General features: G+C 53.6%; 24 protein-coding genes. 10 read left to right on the top strand and 14 right to left on the bottom strand.

Annotation, left to right across the window (positions count from 1 at the left end):
* The first annotated feature begins 62 nt into the window (after nt 1–62).
* The 4 genes from PKY88_01530 to PKY88_01515 all read left to right on the top strand — a co-directional run bounded on the left by PKY88_01530 (nt 63) and on the right by PKY88_01515 (nt 3770).
* Nucleotides 63–1007 (top strand): class I mannose-6-phosphate isomerase, encoded by a 945-nt coding sequence (locus PKY88_01530; protein ID HOQ03882.1) that lies wholly within the window; start codon nt 63–65, stop codon nt 1005–1007.
* 26 nt (nt 1008–1033) lie between these two features.
* Nucleotides 1034–1582 carry a transcription termination/antitermination NusG family protein gene (locus PKY88_01525; protein HOQ03881.1) on the top strand — a complete coding sequence of 183 codons (549 nt, stop codon included), beginning with the start codon at nt 1034–1036 and terminating at the stop codon, nt 1580–1582.
* Between the two features lie 46 nt (nt 1583–1628).
* Entirely contained in the window at nt 1629–2006 is a 378-nt protein-coding gene (locus PKY88_01520; GenBank protein ID HOQ03880.1) for a hypothetical protein, read from the top strand.
* 90 nt (nt 2007–2096) lie between these two features.
* Complete coding sequence (locus PKY88_01515) at nt 2097–3770, top strand: S8 family serine peptidase (protein ID HOQ03879.1); 1674 nt, start codon at nt 2097–2099, stop codon at nt 3768–3770.
* Nucleotides 3771–3808: 38 nt separating this feature from the next.
* Here PKY88_01515 and PKY88_01510 read toward each other — a convergent pair whose 3' ends face one another.
* The 5 genes from PKY88_01510 to PKY88_01490 all read right to left on the bottom strand — a co-directional run bounded on the left by PKY88_01510 (nt 3809) and on the right by PKY88_01490 (nt 10137).
* Nucleotides 3809–5122 carry a hypothetical protein gene (locus tag PKY88_01510; GenBank protein ID HOQ03878.1) on the bottom strand — a complete coding sequence of 438 codons (1314 nt, stop codon included), beginning with the start codon at nt 5120–5122 and terminating at the stop codon, nt 3809–3811.
* A 28-nt stretch (nt 5123–5150) separates the two neighbouring features.
* Entirely contained in the window at nt 5151–5810 is a 660-nt protein-coding gene (locus PKY88_01505; protein HOQ03877.1) for a hypothetical protein, read from the bottom strand.
* 414 nt (nt 5811–6224) lie between these two features.
* Complete coding sequence (locus tag PKY88_01500; GenBank protein ID HOQ03876.1) at nt 6225–6851, bottom strand: cysteine peptidase family C39 domain-containing protein; 627 nt, start codon at nt 6849–6851, stop codon at nt 6225–6227.
* 61 nt (nt 6852–6912) lie between these two features.
* Nucleotides 6913–7881, bottom strand: a complete 969-nt coding sequence (locus PKY88_01495) for a hypothetical protein (GenBank protein HOQ03875.1) — start codon at nt 7879–7881, stop codon at nt 6913–6915.
* A 570-nt stretch (nt 7882–8451) separates the two neighbouring features.
* On the bottom strand, nt 8452–10137 hold the full coding sequence (locus PKY88_01490) for a tetratricopeptide repeat protein (GenBank protein HOQ03874.1): 1686 nt from the start codon (nt 10135–10137) through the stop codon (nt 8452–8454).
* 376 nt (nt 10138–10513) lie between these two features.
* On the opposite strand from PKY88_01490, the gene lpxB reads away from it, so the two are divergent.
* Nucleotides 10514–11719, top strand: coding sequence for a lipid-A-disaccharide synthase (gene lpxB, locus PKY88_01485; protein ID HOQ03873.1), 1206 nt, complete (start codon nt 10514–10516; stop codon nt 11717–11719).
* Nucleotides 11720–12037: 318 nt separating this feature from the next.
* On the top strand, nt 12038–12838 hold the full coding sequence (locus PKY88_01480; GenBank protein ID HOQ03872.1) for a FliA/WhiG family RNA polymerase sigma factor: 801 nt from the start codon (nt 12038–12040) through the stop codon (nt 12836–12838).
* Nucleotides 12839–12899: 61 nt separating this feature from the next.
* Here the strand turns inward: PKY88_01480 and PKY88_01475 are convergent, their stop codons facing one another.
* The 3 genes from PKY88_01475 to purE form a co-directional block, all read right to left on the bottom strand.
* Complete coding sequence (locus PKY88_01475; GenBank protein ID HOQ03871.1) at nt 12900–15998, bottom strand: GLUG motif-containing protein; 3099 nt, start codon at nt 15996–15998, stop codon at nt 12900–12902.
* Nucleotides 15999–16401: 403 nt separating this feature from the next.
* Nucleotides 16402–17040: a DUF4405 domain-containing protein gene (locus tag PKY88_01470; protein HOQ03870.1), complete on the bottom strand. Its 639-nt coding sequence runs from the start codon at nt 17038–17040 to the stop codon at nt 16402–16404.
* A 25-nt stretch (nt 17041–17065) separates the two neighbouring features.
* The gene (purE, locus tag PKY88_01465) at nt 17066–17575 is read right to left on the bottom strand and encodes a 5-(carboxyamino)imidazole ribonucleotide mutase (GenBank protein HOQ03869.1); all 510 of its coding nucleotides are present in this window, start codon (nt 17573–17575) and stop codon (nt 17066–17068) included.
* Nucleotides 17576–17675: 100 nt separating this feature from the next.
* On the opposite strand from purE, the gene amrB reads away from it, so the two are divergent.
* The 4 genes from amrB to PKY88_01445 all read left to right on the top strand — a co-directional run bounded on the left by amrB (nt 17676) and on the right by PKY88_01445 (nt 21480).
* Entirely contained in the window at nt 17676–18545 is an 870-nt protein-coding gene (amrB, locus tag PKY88_01460; protein HOQ03868.1) for an AmmeMemoRadiSam system protein B, read from the top strand.
* A gap of 244 nt (nt 18546–18789) precedes the next feature.
* Nucleotides 18790–19566 (top strand): DUF1080 domain-containing protein, encoded by a 777-nt coding sequence (locus PKY88_01455; protein ID HOQ03867.1) that lies wholly within the window; start codon nt 18790–18792, stop codon nt 19564–19566.
* Between the two features lie 40 nt (nt 19567–19606).
* Entirely contained in the window at nt 19607–20842 is a 1236-nt protein-coding gene (locus PKY88_01450) for a DEAD/DEAH box helicase (GenBank protein HOQ03866.1), read from the top strand.
* Nucleotides 20843–20880: 38 nt separating this feature from the next.
* Complete coding sequence (locus PKY88_01445) at nt 20881–21480, top strand: SIS domain-containing protein (GenBank protein ID HOQ03865.1); 600 nt, start codon at nt 20881–20883, stop codon at nt 21478–21480.
* 7 nt (nt 21481–21487) lie between these two features.
* Here the strand turns inward: PKY88_01445 and PKY88_01440 are convergent, their stop codons facing one another.
* From PKY88_01440 to PKY88_01415, 6 genes are all read right to left on the bottom strand, one after another.
* The gene (locus PKY88_01440) at nt 21488–22294 is read right to left on the bottom strand and encodes a DUF1080 domain-containing protein (GenBank protein ID HOQ03864.1); all 807 of its coding nucleotides are present in this window, start codon (nt 22292–22294) and stop codon (nt 21488–21490) included.
* 1 nt (nt 22295) lies between these two features.
* Nucleotides 22296–22631 carry a cupin domain-containing protein gene (locus PKY88_01435; protein ID HOQ03863.1) on the bottom strand — a complete coding sequence of 112 codons (336 nt, stop codon included), beginning with the start codon at nt 22629–22631 and terminating at the stop codon, nt 22296–22298.
* 124 nt (nt 22632–22755) lie between these two features.
* A complete protein-coding gene (locus tag PKY88_01430) occupies nt 22756–23250 on the bottom strand; it encodes a hydrogenase maturation protease (GenBank protein ID HOQ03862.1) in 495 nt (164 codons plus the stop codon).
* 142 nt (nt 23251–23392) lie between these two features.
* Nucleotides 23393–24700 (bottom strand): Ni/Fe hydrogenase subunit alpha, encoded by a 1308-nt coding sequence (locus PKY88_01425; protein HOQ03861.1) that lies wholly within the window; start codon nt 24698–24700, stop codon nt 23393–23395.
* Complete coding sequence (locus PKY88_01420) at nt 24697–25443, bottom strand: hypothetical protein (GenBank protein HOQ03860.1); 747 nt, start codon at nt 25441–25443, stop codon at nt 24697–24699. The genes PKY88_01425 and PKY88_01420 overlap by 4 nt, the downstream gene beginning before the upstream one ends.
* Nucleotides 25443–26279, bottom strand: a complete 837-nt coding sequence (locus PKY88_01415) for an FAD/NAD(P)-binding protein (GenBank protein HOQ03859.1) — start codon at nt 26277–26279, stop codon at nt 25443–25445. Before PKY88_01415 ends, PKY88_01420 begins: the two co-directional genes overlap by 1 nt.
* Nucleotides 26280–26284 lie beyond the last annotated feature (5 nt).

Here is a 26284-nt window from a genome sequence, read left to right as displayed (position 1 = left end):
ACGCTTGCCTTGTTCAATTCTAAGACTGGACAAGACCGCTTGTTTGGCGTACAGTAGTTCTTATGAATCCCTATCCATTAAAATTAAAACCGATTTTTAAAGAGCGTATCTGGGGCGGCCAGCGTCTGCGGGCCTTGTTCGGAAAAGACCTGCCTGCCGGAAGGCCCATTGGGGAAAGCTGGGAACTGGCTGATTTGCCGGAGGATAAGTCCGTGATTGCCAACGGTCCGCTGGCCGGACAGACCATTGACCGGGCGATTCGTTCATTTGGACGGGCCCTCGAAACAGGGCGTCCCGGTCCGTTTCCGCTGCTGATAAAACTGCTGGATGCGAGGGACGTGCTCAGTGTTCAGGTTCATCCGGATGCGCCAACCTGCCGTCGTATGGGGACGGGGCAGCCCAAAACGGAATGCTGGTATATTCTGGATGCACCATCGGACGGGATTATTTACAAGGGTCTCAAGCCCGGCACGACCCGAGAGCAGTTCGCCCGGGCTGTTGCCGAGGGGACTTGTGCGGAGTATCTGGTGGCTGTCCCGGTGAAACCCGGCCAGTGTCATTTCCTGCCCAGCGGAACCCCACACGCCATCGGGGCCGGTCTGGTCATCGCTGAAATCCAGCAGCCCTCCGACACCACCTATCGCGTTTTTGACTGGAACCGCCTCGACCCCTCCACAGGCAAACCCAGGGCCTTGCATATTCAACAGGCCCTCGAAAGCATTCATTTTGGGGTATCCGCCGACGAGCTTCCTGTGACTACGGTCGGCCGGCTGGTCGATGCTCCTGAATTTAAACTCGATAAAGGGCATCAAATGCCCAAGGGCGAGCTTCTGCTCGAATCTCCCGTTCCCAAAGCCGTCCTCTTTTTAACCGGTGCCGGGCTCATTCATGGCCCTCATTTTGACCCGATTGCTTTCCGAAAAGGAGATACGATTTTAATTCCCGCCGGCGTCGAAGGGTTTGTGCTCTTTCAGGAGGAAACGGAGTATCTGACGGCTTCTGTGTGAAAAAAACAGAGAGGGAGAAAACATCGATGCTGAAAGAAAGCGAAAATCCCCCGATAATCTGGCCTGAGGGACGCTCGATAGATTCCTTCGAGGGGACCTGGTGGGTGGCTCACACCAAAAGCCGAAATGAGAAGGCCCTTGCCTGGCAGCTGGTCCAAAAAGAGGTTTGCTACTTTCTGCCGATGTCCTGGAAAATCAGCCGCAAAAGCAGTCGAACCTTGCGCTCCCTGATGCCCGTCTTTCCCGGCTATCTGTTCTTCTGCGGCACCGAACGGGACCGGCTTGAGGTTCTCAAGACGAACCGCACCGCCGGCATTCTGACTGTTCGCAACCAGTCTCAGCTGGTTCAGGAACTGCTGCCCATTGAAAGGGTTTTGCGGAGCGGCCGGACCGTTGTGCCCCACGAGTTTCTTCGGGTAGGGCAGCGATGCCGTGTCATTGCCGGCCCTCTTATGGGCATTGAAGGGCTTATCGTCCAGACGCCCAGAAAGGCCAAACTGGTTCTTCAGGTCCAAATGCTCGGCCAGGCCGCCAGTGTCGAAATTGATATGGATATGGTCGAACGAATCGCGTAAACTGGTTCCGGTTTTTCCTTTTGACCTTCTGAAACGGAGGTGCTCGATGGAATACAGCATTAGTATCATCGGTCTTCTGACGGCGGTCTGGGGTCTTGTTGTTGTGATTCAGCCGCTCTGGCACAAGACGCTTATCGGCTTCTTCGCCCGGGGGCGTCGGGCCTATGCAGCCGTGGTTTTGAAAATTGTTGTCGGGGTTCTTTTTCTTCTTTATGCCCGCCAGTGCCGCATCCCGTCCGTAATTATTGTTCTCGGCATTCTTACCGTGGTCGGCAGCGTCCTTTTCGCTGCTATGCCGATTACCAGAATCCATGCCTGGTTCCAATGGTGCCGCAGCCGTCCCCTTTGGTTTTACCGCCTCTGGGCTGTGGCGGCTGTCCTGCTCGGGATCATCATTTTTTACGCGGGCTGGCCGGTGTCTTAATCAGACTTGCTTTTTCCCGGTTCGTTTTGCTATAATTGTCGGGCGCTTTTGTTCAGCAAGACTCGGTAATGGGTGGAGGGTTTTGGCGGGATGAACAAAGGAAAGTGTCTCTGGGTTGTCCGACTCGGTCTTTTCTTTTCTGTCTGCCGGGTTGCTTATCCTTTGGCCGAATCCGCTGACCCGAACGGCATCAATGTCAAAGTCCTTCACCAAATGGGCTATACAGGCAAAGGGGTGCGTGTCGGCGTGCTTTCCCAGATGCACTGCCGAACAACCCACGAGGCCTTTTTTGACAAAGACCTGCAGGGGAATCCTTTTGGTAATTCACATGCCTATTGGTATGATCCGACCTCGGATACAGTCCAGCCCTATGAACCGTACTGGCACGATACTTCGCTGGCGGGCATTGTTGCTTCCCGCGGCGGAAAAAACTTCCCTCAGCATAGAGGCATGGCCCCCGATGCCGAAATCTACAGTGCTAAAGTAACCCGCTGTGTTTCCGAGACCGACCCCAACCGCACAACAAACTTTCAGTGGTTTCAGAAATCGCTGGATTATTTCCGCTCCAGCCAGTGCCGAATTGTCGTCACCGGTATTCAGCTGGGGGCGGATTATGACCAATTATTCCCGTTCACCTTGCTGTACGATTATTACACATACACCCACGGTATCTTTTTTGCCAATGCCGCCGGCAACGACAACGGTTCTGTCACCATCTTCGGTACCGCTTTCAATGGTGTGACAACGGCGGGCCTGATTACGACCGAACCGGATGTCTATCGGCGCATCGGCTCGGCAAGCAATCCCGGCCCGACGCTGGACGGCCGGCGCAAACCCGAAATCGCCGCCCCCGCACAAAAGCTAACGGTCCCGACGGACGGCAGTGATACCGCCTGGAGAAGCGAAGGCACAGAACGCGGTCAAACCAGCTGGGCGGCCCCTCATACCGCTGGGGCTGCCGCCGTCCTGCTGGAGTATGCGGATACCACATCCGAACCGGATGACGGCCGCAGCGTTGTTCTCAAGGCCGTCTTGGTCAATTCCGCGTTTCCGAATATTCAGGACAAAACCGGCCTGGAAACCACCGGACAGCTCTGGCATCCCCATCGCGGCTATGGTCGGCTGGATGCCGCCCGCGCCTTCTCCATCCTGAGCAGCCCCAAACTCAGTGTCGGCCAGGAGACTTCTCAGCCCCGCGGCTGGACTTTTCAATCTCTTTCGCCCGGACAGACCCATACTTATACGCTCCCGTCCATCCCCATCGGCAGCCGGCTGGTCTTGACTGTTACGTGGAAGCGGCGCGTGCGCTGGCAGGATAAGCCGCCCCGCAACAATCTGATAGACAATGGGGAATTGACCGGCTATCTGGCCAACCTGGATTTGGTCATTGAAGACTCCGCCGGCCGGATCGTTTTTTCGGATACAGGCACGTTTGACAATCTCAAAAAAGCCGACCTGCTGATTGCTCAGACGGGGCTGTACCGCATCCGCATCCGCAATCAGTCTTCGACGGAATCAGCCGAATATGGACTGGCTTACGAAATTCTCGAACCCCTGACGGCCGATTTGAACCTCGATGCTGTTGTGGATAAGGCCGATTTGGAACTTCTCCTGCAATCCTGGCTTCAGAATCCATGCGGGGTTCCCTTTGACGGTTGCGAGCGGCTCGATTTGCTGGCCGATAATTTCATTGATTTGGGAGATTTGAAAATCCTGGCTGGTCTTTGGAAAACCCGCGATCCCCGCTACTGTATCCTGCCGTAAATTCCTTTTCGGTGAGGTTTGATCAAAGCCGGGGGTTGTCATTGCTGCAGCGGCGGGGCGATCAGATAGATGGTTTTTTTCTGTCCGGCAAGGTCGAGAACGAGGGTTCCCTCCCCATAGCCGGTCATGTCCGCCGGCCGTTCTATTGTAAGCCGAATCTGTCCGTTGTCGGCGATTTGCTCCTTGAGCTGATGGAGCAGCAGCCCGCCCCCCTCAAACTGATGGCCGCCCAGAACTGGACCGGGTGCCGTCTTGTCCATCTCCACCGTCAGAACATACTCCTTTCGCCCCGGCTCAATCCAGACATATTCGGGGTAAATGACAGGGGATTGTTTTTCGGCGGTCTGGGTCTGCTGCGCCAGGAGCTGCTGTGCCTTTTGGGCGGCCTCGGCCAGCTGCTCATCCGTTGCCGCCGGCGGCAATACCGAAGAATCCTCTTGTGAGTTTCCCGCTGTTCCGCTCAAAGAGCTGTCCGCAGCTTCCTTGCGGCCTACGATATATTCGAGCCCGAGTATATGATCGTTGACTTGAGTACCTTTTGGAAATTCTATCCGTATCTGATCCAGTGAAAATGCCTCATTAACACGAACCGATTGAACGGTATATTCCCCCTTCATATTTATCTGATCATCAAACCAGACTATCTTCATTGGAATCCATAGTCCATTTATCTGACGGACATCGAGGAAATTGTTCGTAAAAGTATGCGTCTTTTTCCCCTCTTCGTAAACAACGGTTTTCTCTTGCACAGCCAAATACCCTCTGGCTGGATCTATAGCGAACTGTTGGACAGCTGCTCCGGGGTTACCTGGCTTTTCGGTTCGGATCTCAAGAATATACAGATTCTTATTCTCATCAAAATTCACCGTCAAATCTTCCAGCCGTTCGGTTAAAGTAATCCATTCGTAAATGGTATGCGGCCATATTTTCCAATACAGACAATATGGAGCAATCTGCCCTTGAAAGGACAGATCTGTTTTTTGAATATCGGCTTTGTAACGGATGACTGCTTTCGGTTCATCCATAAGACGGCGTCCCTCTTTCCTTCCAATATCATACACCAGTTTTTTTGTGACGGTTACTGGTTCGTAGGAATGTAAGTCGATTCGACAAGTCTGACGAAATGGAGACCAGCAAACAAAAGCGTTTGCCTCCTCCACAATCGTATCGGTTTCGCCGTCAATTCTGAAAAGACGAACGTCAGCTTGCGATTCTACGCAAAAGTACCGTTCACTCGAGGCACGCATGACTTTATACAACTGCTCTGCGGTCATGAATTTGGCGTCAGCATAAGATTGCGTGAACAAAGAAAAAACCAAATGAATCAGCAGTATTTCTTTCTGAATTCTCATCGTCGTCTCCTTTGTTTAGTCAGTATTTTCAAAACAGCCATAGGTAGCAATCCCGTACATATTTGCCGCCGCATTGACCATAGCTTATTGTCACATCCGGCAGACAAATACGCTTTTCGATACCCACACATTGTTGAAGGATCCGTCTTTTTGGGGCACATGTATGTGCAATATCATAATAACAGTTTAGTAGAAAGCCTCCAGACACGCACAACTCCTCTACTGTCTGATCATCACAGACATACCCAGACTTACAATCTTCTTTTGTTTGGCAGGGAATGAACGTTAAACAACTGTTATCTTGTTTTTGACATTTATTTGCTGGACACCCTCCTTTGATATTTTGCATCTGTTTCTGGGACAATTCTGCATAGTACGCGGAGATTTTCTCTATCTCCTCGGAGACATCTGCATCCTCTTTCACGAACCATGCATACGCTGCATGGACGGCGGCCTGCCAGGAAATCTGCTCCGAGACCATCTTTTCCAGATAGTCCTGCCGGCTGGTCTGAATCAGCAGAATCGTCCCGTCCCAAACCGTTTCGTCATGATTCCCCAGTAAAGCCCTCTCGATCAGTTTCGGCTCGTTGGGGCCGTCCAGAATCAGCGTCTTATCCTCTTGGGGAATACACAGCACAAAATGCCCCAATCCAACCCCCAACCCGCCGAACGAATGCCTCCAACCCATAACCGCTCTCCTTATGTTAATAGACTTTGCCTCTGCGGACACAAGGGGGATAACTCTTGCGCAAAGGACACCTTATCCGTCCTGCCTTGCCCTGTTTCGTTTCTCCTGCTGAACTTGTCGAAATCGCGTACCCGGTGATAGCCCTTGGATGATGCTTTATTCTACCTCTTTCCCACCGGGGCTTGTCAAGGAAAAATACGGAAAAGCAGAAAATCCGGAACCCGGAATCCTCCGCCCCCGGCTATCCGTACTTTTCCGGATAAAAAGAAGTGATGCCCCCCTAACTGACGGTTCAGGATGTCTTTTTTGCCCCCGCCGCCAACCCTTTTTTTGTTCCCTTCCGGCCTTCCTCTTCTTTTAGGGGAGCACCGGCGGGGCAATCAGATGGATGGTTTTCTTTCGTTTCCTCCGGAATCAATCCCCTGTTCTCTGTGGCCTCCGTCTTTTCAGAACGAAAGAGAAACCCAAAACCGTCATTCCTAAAAGACCGCTTCCCATCATCCAGTACCCTGCCGAATGCAGATTCAAAGCCGCTTGTGAAGAAAGCACCAGTATTCCTTCGCTGTGGGCAGCCATGTTGGTTAATTCCGGAAGCGATAGTTTTCTTTGGGGATTGGGATAATCCAGCAGGAGGATGCTTGCATCCGACTGGATTAAACCAGCCATATGCTTATAAACAGAATGGTCCGGCAGCGGAATTTGGAACTGCAGTACAATGCTGTTGTTTCTTTGAAGAGCTTTTTGAATCGTTTGGGCGGTGGGTTCCCGAATGAATTTCACGTACAGTCCCTTTTCGCGTGCATAGTCTCCCAGTTGTTTCAGACTGACGTTGTTTTGGCTGTCTGGTTGGATCCGTGCATATAGATCCTCCAGGGGAATGTCTGTTCCGTGATATTTCAGGCATAGATAAAGAGAATTGATGCCGCATTGGCTAAGTTGGGGATTTTCAAGCGAGGATATTTCTGTCTGCGGAAAAGCGGCTGCTTCAACCAGCATACAAAGGGAAATAAAGATAACAATGGACTGCCGGAGACCCGTCAAGATTCAATTCTCCGTCTTCCCTTTTCCTGCTCTATCGACCGACGATAGCACAGAGATCCGTTTACTTCCTGTATAATGCCTGATCGATCTGCTCCTGAGTCGGTTTGATCGTATATTGTTTTCCTGTAATCGTATCGTTCACCTTGGTTCCGGGAGGAAATTCCAGCTCATACTCCTGTTCTTCAATCGGCTGGTTGACCCGGACATCCGTAACGGTTATCCGGCTGGACGTTCCATCGCTGTATAAGACCGTGCATTCAATTGGAAACCAAAACTCGTCTCCAATTGGAGTCAGCTTCATTACATTATATTCAAGAATAGCCTTGTCTCCGTTATAGTAGGTGATTCGGACTGCAGCGTAATTATGTTCGAGCGAAAAATACATCCCAAACATTTTTTGCATTTTCCCTGTGGGCCATTTCACCGAACAGCTTAATTCGATTGCATCAAAGCCGTTTACCTTGGTGACAGCAGGATCCAATGAAAACAAAAGATTGGGGTCGTGGTTCTTCCGATACAGATTCAGAAGATCCAGCACCGAGAGCGAAAAATCGCATCGATGAAAGATGGTATAGCCCAAAGGCGTATTATTAATCATTGTCATCGGATCCTCGTGAGGTTCCTTTTGAAGAGTACCTCTGGGCGGCCTGTTGGGGTCTTCTATATAATATTCTCTGAAGACTCGGCCGTTATAGGTCCGACACCCATAGACGTCTTTCAGTCCCTGGAGAGTGTCATACCGCAGTGCCTGAATGAACCTGAACTTTTTGTCGAAGGGTTTTTCGGCAGTGAAAAGGATGGTTTGAGGTCCTGTAAACAGTAGCAGTTCTCCTCGCTTCCAATCTTCAAGGTGTTCCTCAGACGGTTCCGGAGCCGTGTAGGTATATTCCATCATAATGCTGTTAAAATATTTTTCATATCTTGTACAAATCTCAGCCAGTTTTTCCAGGTTGATATCGACAATCCTTCCATATCCTCCCAGGGAGTTTGCCAAAAAAAGGCAGACCCAAGTGATTCGCCGCTTTTCCATGATTATGCCCTTTCCGTAAATTTTAATCGCAGACGGTACGAACACAGGAGCCTACAATGCCCATTCGAATGCATTGGCATCTCGAAGGATAAGCCGCAGGCCTGCACTCTCGCTTATATCGATCGCTGCATTGTTCGAGACGGATAGTACAATTGAACAGAACACCGGGACACAATTGGTCCGGAGTACTTCCTGGACATATATCCCCGCAGGTTCCCGTGCACACTCCTTCCGTCCATATACAGCGTGCATGGCCAATGAAACCGCATCCATCAGAAATATTCCAACAAGGACCGCTGCCGCAACCTCCTTTGACACTCTCCATATCTGCCGGAAGATGCGACTGTTCCAGAAAAAACATTCCTGTTCCTGTCCACAGTAGAGATAAACAAATCCCAAAAAGATGTTTCTGATTCATTTCTCATCCTTTCTTATCGTCATTCCCGCGCAGGCGGGAATCCAGAGAATACGCTCCGAAAACCTGATTTTGAGCAAGCTTGTCTTGATCCTAAGGTTTTCAATCCTGTTCAGTTTCTTTTTTAAAGATCAATAGAAAAACCCGCTGAAAAGTCATTTCTTGTTTTCTGAGGGCGATCCGGCCTGTTCAATTTGTTCAATCTGGTTTCTGATTCGGTACTGGATAGGAGCAGGGCAGGATTGCGGGTTATTCAGGATTTGTTCATAGCACTTTTTGATAAAAGCGTTCGCCTCTGGGCGGGATAGAACTCCAGCAATCGCTAATTTTTCATAACAGTTGACGGCGACCATAGCGCACTGCCATGCCTTTTCATAAGAAGGCCATGTTTCCAACGTTTCCTCATAAAGTTCTACCGCTCTTTTGTAATCCCCGCATTGGTGATAAGTCCAGCCGGTAAAATGTGTTGCCATGGCCTGATGTTTCGGGTCCTCCGGAATGCGGTATCGGTTGATTTTCCACACCCGTTCCGCTCTCTGGTAGTTTTCTTCCGCCTCTGTCTGATGGCCGGCCTGAAGGGCCAGTTCCGCCTGAACGAGATATTCCTCGCCAATCACAAAGACCGAATACCCCAGTTTCTCCTGCCCGCGATAGTCTGTCATTATTCGCTCGACAATCTGTTCCACGCGGCCGTCCTCGCCCAAATGAATATAGGACTGCGCCATCCCCGTCAGGGCACACAGCTCCTCCGCCGGATTCCGTCCCTGGCCCAGAACCGCTCCATATACCTCCGCCGCCGCCGCATACAGCCCGTGTCGCCGAAGCCCATGCCCCGTCTGGACCGCCGCCTGCCCAAACTCCGCCTGTCCGCCGCATTCCTGGGTCAGACGCCGCGCCCACTGCTCCGCTGCCGACGCATCCTGCATCCCGGCCGACGCCTCCGCCAGGTACCGGTAAATCCACATCCGCTCCGGACGGAACGGATACTTTTCCAGGGCTCGTGTTCCCACCGAAAGCACCCGCGAATAATCATTCTGAGCCAGCGAACGCTCCTGAATCCGAATCACCGCCGACAAGAACTCCTCCGCCGGCTCCGGACGGGCCAACAGCGTCTCGATCGCTTCCTCCACCCCGTCCTCTTGTCCCAGCACCATCGCCCCGCAGATCCAGTCTCCCCAAAGCCGCGCCGCCATCGGATGCTCCGGAAATTCCTCCAGCAGCCGCCGGCATAAAACCTGCGATTTTTCCTTCTGCCCGGCCTTCCAGTAGGCACTCTTGACCGTATGCACAAACGGTACAAAATCCTCCCGCCCCCGATACAGTGAAAACATCTCTTCCACGAGGGCATCTGCCTCTCCCGTTCGATTCAGCTGTACGAGGGCTTCGGCCATCACTGCCCGTGTCGAAAAGGAATGGCCGTGCGTCGGATACAGCTGCAGGGCCCGTCGGCCCGCCTCTACGGCCTTTTCGTACTCCTTGCGATACACATACCGATTCAGAATCGGATAGATCGAGCGGGTAAACGGCTCCGTCTGCCCGGAATAAACAGAAAAGAGAGTTTCCAGTTCCGCATCGGCCCCGGACAAGTCGCCGGCTTCGAGCCGCACACAGACAATCTTCGCCTGCGCCTGGGCGGCCAAGGGGGTCCCTGGAAACGACTCGATAATCCGCTGATAGTCGGCCTGGGCCTGTTCAATTTGTCCGGCCTTTTGGAATTGTTCTGCCGACTGAAACAGGGCCGCCGCCTCCGGCGGGATGGAGTCCTGAGCCCTTACCATCAAAACACCCGACAACAGACCCAATCCAACCCCCAAACAGTGGAAGAAATGCCCGAAACACATAACCGCTCTCCTTAAGGTATCCAAATAGACCCTGTCTCCACGGATGCAAGGTGTGGACAACTCTCGAAAAGGAGGACTCCTTATCCGTCTGCCTTGCCCTGATTCTTTTCTCCTGCTGAACTTTTCGAAATCACCTGGACGAAAACCCTTGGACGATTCTTTCTAATTACCCCCCCCCTGTCCGAGCTTGTCAAGACAAAAAATAAAAAATTTCAAAAAATTTTTACGAACCAGAAATCTTCCGCTCCCGGCTATCCGTACTTTTCCGGATAAATCCGCCGCTTGCTGCCGAAATCGGCTTCAAAAAGCCCTTTTCATGCGGTCTTTTTCAGAGTATAGTATCCTGCTTTCCGAGGCATCGGCAGAAAGGAATTCGATGGCCGCCCTGCAGCCCAAACAGATCTTCATCGCCGCACTGGAGCCCAGTGCCGAGGCCCATTGTGCCAACCTGATTCGTGCCGTCTCGGAACGGACCCAAGGCCCGCCCTCCAACTGGCCCGGTGCCGACAGCAAACATATTCCCTTGCCCGAAAAACCCTCCATTCAGTGGGTTGGTCTGGGCGGGGCCAAGATGGCCGCTGCCGGCTGCCGACTCCTCGAAAATCCTGTCGGCAGGGCGGCGATGCTCTACAATGTCTTCGGTCAGCTCGGCTTTTACCGAGCTCTCCTGAAAATCGCCGTAGATTATCTGAAAACCAACCCCGTCGATTTGCTCATCGTCTGTGATTCGCCCGCCTTCAATTTTCACTTGGCCAAGGCCGCCAAGCGGCTCGGCATCCCCGTTTTGTTTTATGTCGCTCCGCAGCTGTGGGCTTGGGCCCCGTGGCGAATCCGCAAGCTCCGGCGCTGCTGCGATCGGCTCGCCTGCATTTTGCCTTTCGAAAAGGATTGGTTCACCCGCCGCGGGGTGCGGACCGATTTTGTCGGCAATCCGCTCTTTGATGACATTCCTTTCAATCCCGACCAGTGCTATAAATCTTATGCCGACTACGATCCGGCCGCCCCCAAAATCGCTCTCCTGCCCGGTTCCCGCCATGCCGAAATCCAGTCCCTCTGGCTTCCGATGCAGAAAATCGCCGCCCAGGTCGCCGAGCATCATCCGAAATTGCAGCTGTTTGCCGCCGCTTCTGATGAAGACAAACTCGCCTGGCTGAAGGCCCATCAGCTTCCGACTCTGTCCATTCAGTACCAGCTCGGTGAGGTTTTTTCGCTGGCCCGCCGCGCGGATTTAGCCCTCGTGGCTTCCGGTTCCGCTACGCTTCAGGTTGCCGCCGCCGGCTGCCCGATGATTGTGATGTATCAGTCCAATCCGCTTCTGTGGCACCTGCTGGGCCGCTGGCTGATCCGAACACGCTTTCTGTCGCTGGTCAATATCCTGGCCCGCAAAGAGCTGGTTCCGGAATATATGCCGTATCTGCCCCGCATTTCCGCAATGGCCGCACGCACCTGTGCGATGCTCGATAACAAACTGCTTCTCATACAGACCAGCACCGCCCTTGTGGAGCTGATGCGTCCTTTTGCCGCACGCAAAGCATCCGCCCAAACCGCCGCCATCGTGCTCAAAATGCTCGGCCTTCGCTGAACAATCCAAGATGCCGACTTGCGAAAAATTTCTGCAGGAGACATAGCCCCGGGCGCAAGCCCGGGTGAGAAAAAAAGTCCGCATTATTCTAAGTCCAACAAACCTCGCTGTCATTGGGGCGTTCTGTCTTCTGATGTGTTCAGCGAAGGAGAAGGGCTGGAAGCCGGCCTTTGGCATCGTTTTGTTTGATGCGTGAAAAAAATTGCAAAACACAAAAAAATTCTGAAGATTTTTTCCTGTGCGATCGATAAAGTCCATTTTCGGAGAATGCTCATTTGAACCGATCGAAGACGGCCTTTTGTTGCACGGAGGTAACAAATGGAATCCGGCGGGGATAAACTCAGCCAGCTCTGGCAGCAGTATTTTCAGACGCGCGACGTTCACATCCGGAATCAAATCTTTATGCATTATCTGCCCGAAATTCGTTATGCGGCCGAGCGGCTGGCGGCCCGTCTGCCGCGCTGCGTCCAAATGGAGGATTTGCTCGGTGCCGGTGCCGTCGGGCTGATTAAAGCCATTGAGCGGTTTGACCCCAGCCGCAATGCCAAGTTTGAAACCTACTGCGCCTTTCGCATTCAAGGGGCGATGCTCGATATGATCCGCAAAAGTGATTTCTTTGGGCGTCTGACTCGTCGAAAGGCCCGACGCTACCACACCGCGCTGCAAAAATTAGAGGCCGTATTAGGCAGACCGCCGGCGGATGAAGAATTGGCCGCAGAGTTAAAGATGAATCTGAGCGAGTTTTATGACTATTTAAAGGAAGTCAATACGGTTCATCTCCTTTCCCTCAGTCGGGAATTTGCCGGTTCCGACGGACAGTCAGACTTTTCCGAATTAAGCGGCATCACCGACACAAAAAGTCCCGATCCGGTCCTGCAGGCACAGATACGCGACCTCCGCGAATACCTGAAAAACGGTTTTTCCCAGCAGGAAGGAGCGATTTTGACTATGTATTATCTGGAAGGATTGACGATGAAAGAAATCGGTATAGCCCTCGGTATCTCCGAATCACGAGTCTGCCAGATTCATTCTTCCGTTTACGCCCGCCTTTGCGACCGCCTGCACCGAAAATCCTGCTACGATAATCTGCTCCCAGGTTCCGGATTTCAAGAGTCGTAAGGGCTTCCAAAAAACACAGCGAACGAATTATTTCGTAAAAACAGACCCGGCCGGAGGTTATTTATTCTCTCAGCCAGTTTTCGACGAAGACCGCAAGGTCCGACACCTCCACAGTCCCGGAGATGCTCATGTCCGCCCAGCCGCAATATTGGTTCGATTGGATACAGCTGCTCTGCAGCCAGTGTCGGGCCAGATAGGCGAAATCAGCCATCGCAACACCGTCCGGACAGGCAAAATCGCCGAGGCCGGCAAAACTCCAGGACAGAAGGGGATACGACACACCGTTCACGCACATTCGCCAGTAATCATTCGTCCCGTTGGCTGTCTCGTCGAGAAAATCCCACCCTATACCGGTAAAAGAACTTCGCATCTTCATCTCTTCCGTGAGGAGGCCGATTCCGCCGGCGCTGGTTTCCTGGTTGCTTGTCTGCATATCCCAGACCGAATTCAGCACCAGCCCCTCGTTGGAATATCCGATCAGGCCGCCGACATAGTCAACGCCTTTTACATAACCGGCACTGTAGCATCTTCGAATGCCGTCGGTCATATAGCCGGTGATTGCCCCTACCAGGCCCCCGGCAGCGCTTCCATGCCCGTAAACCGAAGTCAGACTGTACGAATTTTCGATGGAGCCGTATTCATCTCCTACCAGTCCCCCTACGGTGTGTATGCCTTCCACAGTACCGGTCGTAAAACATCCGGAAACGATACCCCGATACTGGGTTCCGATTAAACCGCCGACGGAATCGCCCTCCGTATAGATAGACACTCCTTCCAGACCCAGATTGCGAATAACGGCCTCGGATGTATAACCAAACATCCCGACATTTGACACAATCTCTTTTGCAAAGTAGGACAGATAACTGATAATGTGTCCGCCCCCGTCAAAGGTTCCGGTAAAAGGCTTTTCGCTGCTGCCGATGCATTTGTACTGTATTCCTGTATAAGCCGACATATTGATATCGGCGGTCATTAAGAAATGCGAGCCGTAAAGGGATTCGTTATAAGCCAGATAGAGCAAGTGTTGAGCACGGGCAATTTTCCACGGATTTTCCGGGGTTCCGCTGCCCCCGGCAAACCGCGGCGGCTGCCAGGTCAATTCGGGATACTGCTGTCCCTCCACCCAAAGTACCCAGTCGGCTGCATCCCCGTCGACCCAGGAAAAATCCCATCCGCCTGATGTAAAGGTGCTTTCGGTTTTCATCTCGAGTGTGGTTTTGGGGGTTCCGCCTGCGCTGCTCGGCTGGTTGGAAGTTTCCGTATCCCAGAAACTGCTTGCTGCAGTACCCGTGTTGTACCCAATCAGACCGCCGACATTAATATTGCCGCTGACCAAACCGGAGGAATAGCAGGCCGCAGCGGAACCGGCATTCCATCCGATAAGCCCGCCGACATCATAGAGATTGCCCCCGAATCCCTGACGGGTGGCTGACCCTCGTGCATAGCAATTCGTTACTGTTCCGGAGTTGTATCCCATCAGACCGCCGACGTAATAACTGTGATAATAGGTCGAAGGAGGAACCCAAAGGACATGTCCGGCTGCTGCACCGGATGCATAGCAGCCGCTGACCGAACCGGAATTGGACCCGATGAATCCTCCGACATAAGAAGAACCGTCCGCGGTGCCGACTGCGTACGACATACTTACCGGACCTATGTTCTCTCCAATCAGGCCGCCGATATAGGACGAACCGTTCACGGGGCCGGCCGCAGACGAGCGGCTGATTGTTCCGGAAACATTATTGTATCCGCTCAGACCGCCGGCGCAATAGGAACCGCTGACGCCGGCGCTTGACGTGCAGCTGCTCAGTGTCCCGCCGGCATTGAACCCTGCCAGACCTCCGGTGTAATTGCCGTCGCTGTTGACCGTGCCTGTCGTATAGCAATTCATCAGGGAGCCGGAATTGACCCCCGCCAGTCCGCCCGCATACGTCCGTCCGCTGACGGAAACATTGGTAAGCCCCAGATTCGAGACCTGTGCCCCGTAATAGACCCACCCGAATAACCCGACAAAGTCCATCGTCGGAGCCGAGAGCGTTAGATTTTGCAGGACATGACCGTTGCCGCTGAAGGAACCTGTAAAACGGGTTCCCTGGAAACCGCTGGCGGCATTGTCTGTATCCGGGGCAATCGGTGCACTGCTGAAGGTCAGTGTCGATAAATCGACATTTGTTGTCAGAGAAAAATGCTTATTCCAATCCGCCGGATAGACGGTCATATTGTAGAAATCGGAAAGTCGGCTGATTCGATAGGGATCGGAGATGGTTCCTTTTCCGCCGGAATACTTCGGCTCCCATTGCAGATGGGGGTATCCGTCATAAAGCCGCACCCACACCGTCGCAAAATCCCATCCGGCATCGGTAAAGGTCGATTGCGTCTTCATTTGCGCCGTTGTAAGACCTGTGATGCCGGCAGGATCTGGGGTAATGTTGCCCAGCCCGTCATTGGTTCCGCTGGTTTGCGTATCCCAGAAACAGGCCGTAAAGACGCAGGGGCTCTCAAATTCCCAGCTGTACCCTGCCAGTCCGCCTTTCCAGCCGCCGTAGCCGGCACTGACGGCTCCGGTTGAATAGCAGTTGCTGACCGTGCCGTATTGAATGTATCCAATCAGACCTCCGATATACCCGCCGGTTCCGACGGCGGCTCCCTGGGCATAGCAGTTGCTGACGGCCCCCGTATCGCTGTATCCGAGCAAACCGCCGACGCTGCTGGCTCCATTGACATTCCCTGTTGCATAACATTGGCTGACCGTACTTTGATAAATGTTGCCTGCCAGACAGCCGACGTGGTCTCCTCCGCTCACCGCGGCTGCCGACGAGCAGGAATTGAGTGTGCCCTGCAAAACACTTCCTGCCAGCCCTCCGGTGTGATACCCGCCGGAAACAGTTCCTGATACCGAACAGTTTGCCGTCGTGCCGTACAACTGACAGCCGATCAGGCCGCCTACATTTTGACCGTTGGTTGAGGAGATAGCAACATTGACTAATTGGACATTCTGAATCACGGCGTTTTGCGTATATCCGAACAAACCGACATAGCTGACGTTTGTGCCTGTATAAGTCAGGTTGCTGATTACATAACCGTTGCCGTCAAATCCGCCGGTAAAACGGGTTGTGATATTGCCGATGATGTTATAGGAAGTGCCCGTGTAGCCGGACATGTTGATATTCGCAGTCAGCTTAAAAAAACTGGCCCAATAAGCGGTCGAAGTTCCGATTGTATTCAGCTCTTCGGCCGTTGAAACAAGATAAGGGTCCCCTTATGTTCCGGTGCCCCCGCTGAAGGCATACAGGTTAGACAGAGGTGCATACAGACTCCATGCAAACACCAAAAAACCAAGACGGTTCATGTCCCCTCTCCTTTCTCCCGTGAAAAATTATTGATGATAGTAAAGTGCGCCTCTGATTGGCTTTAGATGGGCTTGTCGTCAAGGTGTTGTTACAGCATACCGCTTTGTTTCGGATTGTCAAGAAAAAAGACAGGGGACCAGACTTTTTTTAAGGCTCGATGTCAGGGAACCGTTTTTTTGCAATGCAAAGCGGGTTTGTTCTGGAAGCGTCCGCTTACGGATTTCTCAGGATTTCCCTCAGCTGGCTCGGATGAACCCCCGCCAAATCTGCAATCTGCCGCATTGTCATGTCCGGCTGGACCGTCAGCCCGCGATTCCGGAAAATCTCAATCGCTTTGGCCGGCTCCAGCCCCTCCTGCCGGCAATATTCAGCCAGCGTCATCTGTCCGATTCCAGTGCGATTTTCCTGACCGCCGCCGCGAGCAGCCACATCTGCGCCTCCCGTCTGTCGGCTGGGCTCCGTCATCCTTCTGGGCAGTTCCAAAAACGCCGCAAACGGCTTCCAGCGATAATAGGTTCCTGCAAAAACCACGGCGCCGACTGCCAGCGCTGCCAGCCATTCCAACCGAAACCGGTAGGTTTTTATCCCGACAATTTTTAAATAGTATAAAATCGGGCGAATATTCAGGATTAGATGGATAAGCCCTACAATGGTAAAAATCAGGCAAAACCAGACATGCTGTTCCTCCCATTGACGACGGCTCAGCCCCCAAAAGGCCCATGCCCGCCCGGCGCCGCGTCCGGAAGGAGCAAGAAACAGCACTGCACCGCTGATGACCGCCATCGCAAAGCAGATTGCCGTCAAAAGCGACACAAACGCACGAAACTGAAAAAATCTGCGGGGCTTCTCCATAGAACACCCACTTTCTTTTGTGTTGTTAGCGATTGAGTTGGGCATCTTTAGCCAGCACTTTTTCCGTCTGGTTTTTTCGAAAGGCCGCCAGTTTTTCCGCCAGTTTTTTGTCCTTGAGTGCCAGAATCTGAACCGCAAAAATCGCGGCGTTCTTCGCCCCGGCCCGTCCGATGGCCATCGTCGCAACCGGCACTCCCGGCGGCATCTGCACCATACTCAGCAGGGCATCCAATCCCAGCAGTCCCTCTTTGGCCGCCAGCGGTACCCCCACAATCGGCAGGGGGGTTTGGCCTGCTAAAACCCCCGCCAGATGTGCCGCCATCCCTGCTGCCGCAATAATCACCTGAACGCCGTTTTCCGCTGCTTTCCGGGCAAAGTCACCTGCCGCATCCGGCGTCCGATGTGCCGACAAAATGCGGACGGTCGGTTCAACCCCAAATTCTTTCAGCTGGTCGATGCAGGACTGCATTATCTCCAAATCGCTGTCTGACCCCATTACAATCGCTACGGGAGATGTTTTCTTTGGGCCGGCCATATGCTCCTCATTTTGTGAAAAGAAACCGAATTGATTTTTCAAACCGAACAGATAGGATAATAAGGCGGAAATACAAAAAACACAAGCGGAGAATCCCAAAATGATTCGAAAACCCGCCGTTGCCGGACAATTCTATTCTGCCAGTCGCTCCGGCTGTCTGAGCGAAATAGAAGAATGTCTCCCCAAAACATCTTTTTCCGTCGAACTGCCCAAGCCCATCGTGGCCGGTATCGTTCCGCATGCCGGCTGGGTTTTCAGCGGCGATTTGGCCGCCATGGTCTTTCAGGCCGTCCAACAGGTCAACGGTTCCGTAGATACCTTTGTCCTGTTTGGTGCCTCCCATCGATTCGGCAGCGGGCTGCCCGCTGTCTATGACAAAGGTGCTTGGGAAACTCCTTTGGGACTGGCCCATATCGATGAAGACCTGGCTGCAAAAATCCTTGCTCTCGGCGGTTCCGCCAAACCCGCTGCACATTTGGGCGAGCACAGCATTGAAGTCCAGATTCCTTTTATCCAGTATCTGTTTCCGGATGCTCAAATCGTTCCGATTTTGATGCCTCTGTCCGGTTCTGAAGTCCGGTTCGGACAAGAGGTTGGACGCCTTTTGGATGCGATTCGGGACAAGAAGACCGTCTGCATTGCCTCTACGGACCTGACGCACTACGGCCCGCGGTACGGCTTTTGTCCGCAGGGTATCGATTCGGAGGCAATCGAATGGGCCCATCAGGTTAATGACAGACAGTTTATTGACTTGGCTGTTCAGATGAAGGCCGACCAAATCGTTCCGAACGCTTGTGAAAATCAGAACGCCTGCGGACCTGCGGCTGCCGCTGCGCTGGTTGCCGCTGCAAAAGCCAGAGGTGCTTCAAAGGGGGTGCTCCTGGCTCACACCAACAGCCGCGATGTGATGTTGCAAAGGTTCCGCCAGCACAGCGAAGATTCCGTCGGCTATGCCGCCATCGTTTTCTGACCAACCTTCGCCGTTTTTTCCCTGTTGTTTCTTACAGTTTCTTACCCCCGATTGTAAGTGCGGCAAAACGAACATTAATCACTGTTTACTGCTTACTGATGACTGATCACTGATAACTGATGCGCCGTCTGCCCTGTATTTTTGTTTTGTTTTTTGCTTCTGCGAAATATCCTTCTTCCAAAAATAAGAAAAACAAATACAATGTAGAAGATATAAAAAACCAAGCATTTTCAGGAGATAAGCAATGAAAACGTTCTGGACAATCTCATCTGTTCTGGCTGTTCTGTGGGCTGGCTGTATGGCCACACACACGATAAACTTTGAAAATCCGGATGCCAACTATGCCTGGCCGGTACACGACCCGCAGCGTCCGCTTCCGCCGGTCGTCAAACCCGGTGCCGAAAATCACCTGCCCCCCTCTGATGCTGTTATTCTCTTTGACGGTAAAGACTTATCGGCATGGAAGAGCGCCAAAAATCCCGACAAACCCGCCCCCTGGAAAGTGGAAAACGGCTATTTCGAAGTCGTTGCGGGCTCCGGCGACATCGTTACCAAAGACAGTTTCGGCTCCTGTCAGCTCCATATCGAATGGGCCAGCCCCGAGGTTGTCAAAGGCGAAAGCCAGGGCCGCGGCAACAGCGGTGTCTTTCTGATGGGGCTTTACGAAATCCAGGTCCTCGATTCCTATGACAACCTCACTTACGCCGACGGGATGGCCGCCGCCGTGTACAGCCAGAATCCACCGCTGGTCAATGCTTCCCGAGCCCCCGGACAGTGGCAGACCTACGATGTCGTCTTCCATGCCCCCAAATTCGAGGACGGCAAGCTCGTCCGCCCCGCGGATGTTACGGTTTTTCACAACGGTGTCCTCGTCCAGGACCGCTGGATTCTGACCGGCCCGACCGCCTGGAAGCAGCGTCCTCCGTATTCTCCCCACGCCGACAAACTCCCGCTGTCCCTTCAGGATCACGGCAACCCCGTCCGCTTCCGCAACATCTGGATTCGACCGCTTGAGAACTAACTTTGGCCGAATTGACATTGGAAGAAGGAGTTGATGAGTTATGAAGTGCAGCGAACTGAATCTGCAGCCGGCAATCATCAAAGGCCTTCAGAAAGTCGGATACGAAGAGCTTACGCCTATTCAGCAGCAGACGCTTGAGCCGATTCTGGCCGGGCGCGATCTGATTGCCAAGGCCGAGACCGGCTCCGGCAAGACCGCCGCCTGCGCCATTCCCATCCTCGAAAAAATCGACCCTCACCTGAAGGAAGTTCAAGCCCTCATTCTCGTGCCCACCCGGGAACTGGCCCTCCAGTACGTTGAGGAAATCAGCAAAATTGCCCAGTTTACCTCCATTCAGGCCTTCGCCGTTTACGGCGGCTTTTCGATGGACATCCAAAAAGGCAAGCTCGCCCACGGCGTCCACGTCCTTGTGGCCACCCCCGGACGGCTCATCGACCTGCTCTACAACAGCCCGCTGACGCTCTCTCATGTCCGCACCCTCGTGCTCGATGAAGCCGATGAAATGCTCGATATGGGTTTCCTGCCGGACGTGGAGTTTGTCTTTTCCTGTCTGGTTCACGAACACCAGACGCTCCTGTTCAGTGCCACAATGCCGCCGGAAATCAAAACACTGGCCCAGCGGTATTTAAAAAACCCGGTCATCATTGAACTGAATGTAGAAAAGGTCGCCCCCGAATCACTCACCCATACCTTCTATCAGGTCCGCCCGCATCATCGGCTTCAGGCCCTGCTGGACTATCTGAAAACCGAAAACCCCCGTCAGGCCATTCTTTTCTGCAACAGTCGCCGCAGCAGCGAACAGCTGTACAATCATCTCAAAAAAGAGCTGGATTCCGTCGAAATCATCCACGGCGGTCTTGAACAGGCACGCCGGACCAGTCTGTTTCGCCGATTCAAGCGGCTGGATATCCGGTATATGATTGCCACGGACATTGCCAGCCGCGGCCTGGATTTCAGCCATACCACCCACGTGATTAACTATGATTTTCCGACTCATCCGGAATCCTACACGCACCGAACCGGACGCACCGCTCGTATGGGACGACAGGGTGTGGCCCTGACGTTTTACACCCCGCAGGACCTTCGAAAACTGCGAACCCTGATTCGGGTCAACCGCATCCAGCCCGTCTGGCTCGGCCCGGAACCGGACCTGAATATCAAACCGTCCAAATCCAAATCTTTTCATCAAACACACTCCGAGGCCCCAAAACGGCAGCCGAACCGCCGCCGGAGGCATTCCCGCCCCAAGGGAAACAGACACTCGGAGGAAAAGTGATTGCTCTCGAGCATCGGAATCGATAGGATTTGGAAACCATGAGTCAGTCATCCAGGAACAATGAATTTGGCCGTGTGTTTGCGGAAGCCGCCGCCGTTCACAAACAATTGCTGACGGCTTTCGAAAAGGAATGCGCCGGCCCGCTTGAAAAGGCCGGACAAATGCTGATTGACTGTCTGGAAGCGGGCGGCTGCATCTTTACCTGCGGCAACGGGGGCTCGGCTGCTGACGCCCAGCATGTCGCCGCCGAGATAGTAGGGCGTTTTCGGCGCAATCGGAAGGGCCTTTCCGCCGTCGCCCTGACCACCGATACCTCTATTCTCACTTCCGTCGGCAACGACTACGGGTTTGAAGAAGTCTTCAGCCGCCAGGTCGAAGCCCTTGTCGGAAAAGGTGATATCCTCTGGGCCTTTTCCACCAGCGGAAAGTCTCCCAATATCCTCAAGGCCGCTCAAACCGCCAAAGCCAAAGGTGCACTCGTTTTAAGCTTTATCGGACGCAAAAACTCCCCCCTCGAAGCCTTCTCCGATGTCTGCCTGTGCCTCGAGGGGCCCACCGCCGCCGTACAGGAAATCCACCAGTTGGCTTACCATATCCTCTGCGACTGGGTAGAGGCCCATTTCGCAGGGCAATCATAACCTTGGTTTACTCTTCCAAAACGAGCAGTTCGATGTTGCGAAACTCCACCGGATGACTTTCCGCCTGCAGACTGATATAGCCGCCCGCCACTCGGCGAGAAGTACCAGCCTCAATCAGTTTTCGGGCATCTGCATCGCCGTCATCCAGTTCCGGACGGCTGTATTCCAGAACAACCTGCCCGTTGATCAAATGTCGAATCAGCCGGTCGCCGTGCACCTCCACCTCCGCCTTTACCCACTGGTCCCCGTGGAAGGTCGGCGAAGAGGATAAGATGCAGTGCTCTGTCCGCCGGCGGTCCTGGATAACCACGTGCGTTCCTGGTGTGCACAGGTTGCCGGTTGTCCGCTCATTTTGCCCATCGCCACCCAGCAGCTGCACTTCCAGACAGACCGGAAAGTTCTGCTCCAGCCCCATCGTTTCCGGCTTTTGACAGTGAATCATAATCCCGCTGTTGCGGAAAGCCCAGGACGGCCCGCCCTTCGCCTGCTCCCCGACAAACCGGTATTCCAGGCGAAGCCGATAGTGCGAAAACGGTACGGCATAAAACAGATGCCCGAACCGTCCTTCAAACTGTTCATACTGGTCATACGATACCTTCAAAATGCCGTTTTCCACACGAAACGTGTTTTTGTAGTTCTCCCCCAGGGGACGGCCGGCAAATTTCGGCGTCCATCCTTCCAGATTCTGCCCATTGAACAGGGAAGTCCATTGTTCCTGCTTTTCCTTAAGGACAGGGGCGGTCTGATGGCGGGCGCAGCCGCACAGGCACAAAAGTACCGCAGCGGCAACGATTGTGATTCCTTTTCCTTTCATCTTATTCTCCTTTCTTTTTTTCGAGAACCGGCGCGACACAAAATATATAAACCAGCGGCTCCGAACCGGTATTGATAATATTGTGTTCCGTATGGGGCGGAATGTAGCAAACCCTGCCCTCGCCGACAGCGAAGTCCTTCCCTTTGATCCGGGCTGTTCCCCGGCCGGACAGAAAAATCAGTGCCTCCTCGCGGTCCTCGGTAGAATGGACCCCGCAGTCAGTCCCGGGCTCCAGCCAAACCCTTCCGGCCTTCATTCCGCAGGTATAAGCCGGGTCGATCACCCGCTGATAATCTTTTCGGTTATTCAGCTCTGCTACAAATGCCTGGACAGCCATCGATATGCTCCTGATGAATGTTCGGAAATCCGGCGGTTACTATAAGGGATTTTTTTAGGAATCGCAATCCAAATGCGATAAAAGGGGCATTTTTGGGTATATCGCTGTGCAACGCTTTTCCCGGTTAAGAATCCAAATCAGACGACAAGGAAAGTTCCCTCAGAAGGGTTTGAAGATAATGCGGGATTTGAGCATGCAGAAGGGGGGACAGAGACATTCGCTGGCGGATTTCCAGCGGTTCAATCCCGAAGAAGACGACCTCATTGGGGCATTCATCCAGTTGACGCGAAATGTCAAGAACTTTGAGGATATCAACTTCGTGAAGGGACAGGTGCGTCAGCTGCTTTATGGTTTGGACCTGGTCGGGGGTGAAGCGTCGGATGGTGCCGGGTTCGGTTCCCATCCGGGCACAGTCGATCAGGACGGCTTTTCGGCGGCCCGCCAGAACATGAAGCAGATTCAGCCCGCCGGTTCCGCCGTCATAAAACTGGATGCGGTCAGTGCCGGGGATTTTGCCTTCTCGCGCAAGGGCTTCCAGCCGCTCAATCAGGACGACCCCGATGCCCTCGTCGGCCATCAGCGGATTGCCCAGCCCGATAACGATGGTTTCTTTTGCCATTGTTTCACCGCGGATGAACACGGGTTTGATTTTATTTAACCACAGATTACACGGATTTCACAGATTATAGACGATAAAAAGGAAGATGCGCAATAAAAAAGCCCCGACGCGCGGGGCTCTTTTTTGCAGACTGTCCAAATGATTATTTGACGAAGGTAACATTGAGCATATGGGTTGAACAGGAGATGCAGGGGTCATAGGAGCGGACCAGCATTTCCATCCCGTGCCGCAGGCCGTCTTCGCCCAGATGCATATATTCAGGCACGAATTTTTCGAAATCCTTCTGGATGTTGGCGTGGTTCTGGTTGGTCGGAATGCAGATGTTGGCCGCAATGCATTCGCCTTTTTTGTTAAACTCGTAGGTGTGGAAGAGGATGCCGCGCGGGGCTTCGACGCAGCCGCTGCCGCGCCCGGCCCGCGGGGTGACTTTCACCTTTTCGTCTTTGAGCCCCCTGGTCAGGAGCTTGTCAATCAGTTCGATGCTCACCTCGACGACATGGGCGGCCTCGGCCAGCTGCGCGACGTTGTTCATAAACGGATTGCAGCAGCCCTTCCTGAGGCCGAACATATCGGCGACTTTCTTGCCCAGCGGACTGAGCAGATGGCCGTTGTTGTTGAAGCGTGCCAGGGCGCCGACGGCGTAGGAGTCGCGGTGCCAGCGGCACCATTTGGCCGTGGACTGCGGGCTGACATATTCGTTGGCGACGCTTTCCCAGTCGCGAATGTGAACGGGGCCGTAGCCGTCGCTGGAGACGATATCGCCGTGATAGAAAGTATAGGTCGGCGGATTGTCCTGCCGGAGCGAGATGTATTCCGTGGGCCGTTCGAAGGCGGGCATCCGGTCGGCGACGCTGTGGACGACTTCGCAGATGGCCACCAAATCCGGCACGGCCTCTTTGAGGGTTTTCTGGAGGTCTTTGAGCTCCTGAGCAGTCGGGATTTTGGTCATTCCCCCCGGTGTGAGTGTGACCGGGTGGGTGGTCCGTCCGGTCAGCAGGTCGGACCACTGATTGGCGATGCGGTGGGCCTTGATGATTTTTTTGACGGCATCGGGGGCTTTGGCAACCAGCGGGACGACGGATTTTTCGCCGAAAAGGTCGGGGGCCACCAGATAGCCGACGTGAAGCGTGTGGCTCTGGAGCTGTTCGGAGTAGTGCATCAGGATGCGGAGCATGTCGGTCTGTTCGGAAACCTGCAGCCCGAGGGCATCTTCGACCGCCTTGGTGGAGGCCAGGGAGTGGGTGATGGAGCAGATGCCGCAGATTCGGCTGACGATGGTCTGAATATCGTCCCATCGGCGTCCGCGGACCATCGCTTCAAAGAAGCGCGGGGCCTCCGGAACCTGCCACTGGCACTTTTCGATGGTGCCGTTTCGGATGTTAACGACGATATTGCCGTGGCCTTCAAGACGCGTGACGTGATGAACGTTAATCTGGATATTGGCGCTCATAGTGTATGTCCTTGTTTGCTTCCGAAGAGAATCATTTTTTGTTTGAGGTCTTCGACGGTCAGACCGTATTTGTCCATAACTTCTTTGGCGGCTTCGACGTTGGGATGGTCCACATACCCGCGGCAGCCGAAACAGCGGAAATTGCTGGACGGACAGCGGGCGCCGCAGCCGGCTCGAATAATCGGTCCCAGACAGATTTCGTTGTATTCATAGCGGCAGACGTTTTCTTTGGCCTTGCATTCGACGCAGACGGGATAGTCCGGAATGGGGGGGCGTTTGCCCAGCAGCAGGGCGCGAATGACGGTGCCGAACTCTTTGCGGTCAATAGGGCAGCCGTGAATATAAGCATCGACGGGCACCACCTCATCGACGGCTTTGGTCATCTCCGTATTCAGGTGGGGCATCTTGGCGTCTTTGCCGTACACGCACTCTTTGACATCGTTGAGGTCAAAGTTGTTTTTCATTTTGTTGACGCCGCCGATAGTGGCACAGGCGCCGAGAGCAATGAGAATCTTGCAGCGGCTGCGGATGACCTCCAGTCGGAGTTCATCTTCATGCCGGGTGATGGAGCCCTCCACAATGGCGATGTCGTAGTCGTGGCTCTGCTCGCTCATGGCTTCCCGCCATTCCACGACGTCAACGACGTGAATCAAATCCAGAATTTCTTCTTCGAGGTTGACAATCTGCAATTGGCAGCCTTCGCAGCAGGCGAAATCGAAAATAGCTACGCGCGGTTTGCTCATTAGATGGCCTCCGGTACGAGGGCCAGGTCGCTGTAGCGGAACACCGGCCCATCCTGACAGACATATTTATCGTTTATTTGACAATGGCCGCACTTGCCGACACCGCATTTCATCCGGCGTTCGAGGTTGACGTAGATGTTTTCTTCGGGGACTTGTGCTTCGGCCAGGGAAATCAAGACGAATTTGTACATAATCGGCGGTCCGCAAATCAGAACCAGACTGCCGGGCAGTTCGTTTTCAATCTTGGGGATCAGGGTGGTGACGACGCCGACGTTGCCGTCCCAGCAGTCGTGGGCTTCGTCGATGGTTTCCAGCACGGTCATGTCTTTGCGTTCCTGCCAAAGAGCGATTTCCTCGCGGAACAGCCGCATGGAATAGCACTTGGTGCCGATCAGGACGATGATTTTCCCGTAGTCGCTTCGGTGATCGAGGGCGTAGCGGATGAACGAGCGCTGGGGAACCAGTCCGATGCCGCCGCAGATAAAGACCAGGTCTTTGCCTTTGGCTTCTTCGATGGGATAAGTTGTTCCGTAGGGGCCCCGGATGCCCAGTTTATCGCCGACCTGAAGTTTGTGGATGGCTTTGGTGAGACTGCCGACGTTTCGGACGACCAGTTCAAGGCCTCGTTGAGTCGGGGAAGAGGAAATGGAAATAGGGGCTTCTCCGATGCCGGCCAGTGAGACCTCGACGAATTGGCCGGGTTTGTACGAAAGGTCCTGTCCGGAATCCATTTCCAGATGCAGGAACAGCTCGGTTCCGTTGAGCATCCGGCGTTTGGTGATGGTAGCCATCTGGGGCAGATAGATGTCCGGATGGCCGCTGCAGCATTCACACATATCTG

Source organism: Anaerohalosphaeraceae bacterium, from assembly GCA_035378985.1.
Lineage (GTDB): Bacteria > Planctomycetota > Phycisphaerae > Sedimentisphaerales > Anaerohalosphaeraceae > JAHDQI01.
This window is presented reverse-complemented; position numbering and strand designations above follow the sequence as displayed.

What these genes read in the sequence shown, in the direction of transcription:
- PKY88_01455 (HOQ03867.1), top strand. Translation starts at nt 18,790, where the DNA reads ATGAAAACGTTCTGGACAATCTCATCTGTTCTGGCTGTTCTGTGGGCT.
- amrB (HOQ03868.1), top strand. Translation starts at nt 17,676, where the DNA reads ATGATTCGAAAACCCGCCGTTGCCGGACAATTCTATTCTGCCAGTCGC.
- PKY88_01415 (HOQ03859.1), bottom strand. Translation starts at nt 26,279, where the DNA reads ATGTGTGAATGCTGCAGCGGCCATCCGGACATCTATCTGCCCCAGATG.
- PKY88_01530 (HOQ03882.1), top strand. Translation starts at nt 63, where the DNA reads ATGAATCCCTATCCATTAAAATTAAAACCGATTTTTAAAGAGCGTATC.
- PKY88_01505 (HOQ03877.1), bottom strand. Translation starts at nt 5,810, where the DNA reads ATGGGTTGGAGGCATTCGTTCGGCGGGTTGGGGGTTGGATTGGGGCAT.
- PKY88_01490 (HOQ03874.1), bottom strand. Translation starts at nt 10,137, where the DNA reads ATGTGTTTCGGGCATTTCTTCCACTGTTTGGGGGTTGGATTGGGTCTG.
- PKY88_01445 (HOQ03865.1), top strand. Translation starts at nt 20,881, where the DNA reads ATGAGTCAGTCATCCAGGAACAATGAATTTGGCCGTGTGTTTGCGGAA.
- PKY88_01515 (HOQ03879.1), top strand. Translation starts at nt 2,097, where the DNA reads ATGAACAAAGGAAAGTGTCTCTGGGTTGTCCGACTCGGTCTTTTCTTT.
- PKY88_01440 (HOQ03864.1), bottom strand. Translation starts at nt 22,294, where the DNA reads ATGAAAGGAAAAGGAATCACAATCGTTGCCGCTGCGGTACTTTTGTGC.
- PKY88_01480 (HOQ03872.1), top strand. Translation starts at nt 12,038, where the DNA reads ATGGAATCCGGCGGGGATAAACTCAGCCAGCTCTGGCAGCAGTATTTT.
- PKY88_01470 (HOQ03870.1), bottom strand. Translation starts at nt 17,040, where the DNA reads ATGGAGAAGCCCCGCAGATTTTTTCAGTTTCGTGCGTTTGTGTCGCTT.
- lpxB (HOQ03873.1), top strand. Translation starts at nt 10,514, where the DNA reads ATGGCCGCCCTGCAGCCCAAACAGATCTTCATCGCCGCACTGGAGCCC.
- PKY88_01425 (HOQ03861.1), bottom strand. Translation starts at nt 24,700, where the DNA reads ATGAGCGCCAATATCCAGATTAACGTTCATCACGTCACGCGTCTTGAA.
- PKY88_01430 (HOQ03862.1), bottom strand. Translation starts at nt 23,250, where the DNA reads ATGGCAAAAGAAACCATCGTTATCGGGCTGGGCAATCCGCTGATGGCC.
- PKY88_01475 (HOQ03871.1), bottom strand. Translation starts at nt 15,998, where the DNA reads ATGTCCGGCTACACGGGCACTTCCTATAACATCATCGGCAATATCACA.
- PKY88_01510 (HOQ03878.1), bottom strand. Translation starts at nt 5,122, where the DNA reads ATGAGAATTCAGAAAGAAATACTGCTGATTCATTTGGTTTTTTCTTTG.
- PKY88_01420 (HOQ03860.1), bottom strand. Translation starts at nt 25,443, where the DNA reads ATGAGCAAACCGCGCGTAGCTATTTTCGATTTCGCCTGCTGCGAAGGC.
- PKY88_01520 (HOQ03880.1), top strand. Translation starts at nt 1,629, where the DNA reads ATGGAATACAGCATTAGTATCATCGGTCTTCTGACGGCGGTCTGGGGT.
- PKY88_01435 (HOQ03863.1), bottom strand. Translation starts at nt 22,631, where the DNA reads ATGGCTGTCCAGGCATTTGTAGCAGAGCTGAATAACCGAAAAGATTAT.
- PKY88_01495 (HOQ03875.1), bottom strand. Translation starts at nt 7,881, where the DNA reads ATGGAAAAGCGGCGAATCACTTGGGTCTGCCTTTTTTTGGCAAACTCC.
- PKY88_01525 (HOQ03881.1), top strand. Translation starts at nt 1,034, where the DNA reads ATGCTGAAAGAAAGCGAAAATCCCCCGATAATCTGGCCTGAGGGACGC.
- purE (HOQ03869.1), bottom strand. Translation starts at nt 17,575, where the DNA reads ATGGCCGGCCCAAAGAAAACATCTCCCGTAGCGATTGTAATGGGGTCA.
- PKY88_01450 (HOQ03866.1), top strand. Translation starts at nt 19,607, where the DNA reads ATGAAGTGCAGCGAACTGAATCTGCAGCCGGCAATCATCAAAGGCCTT.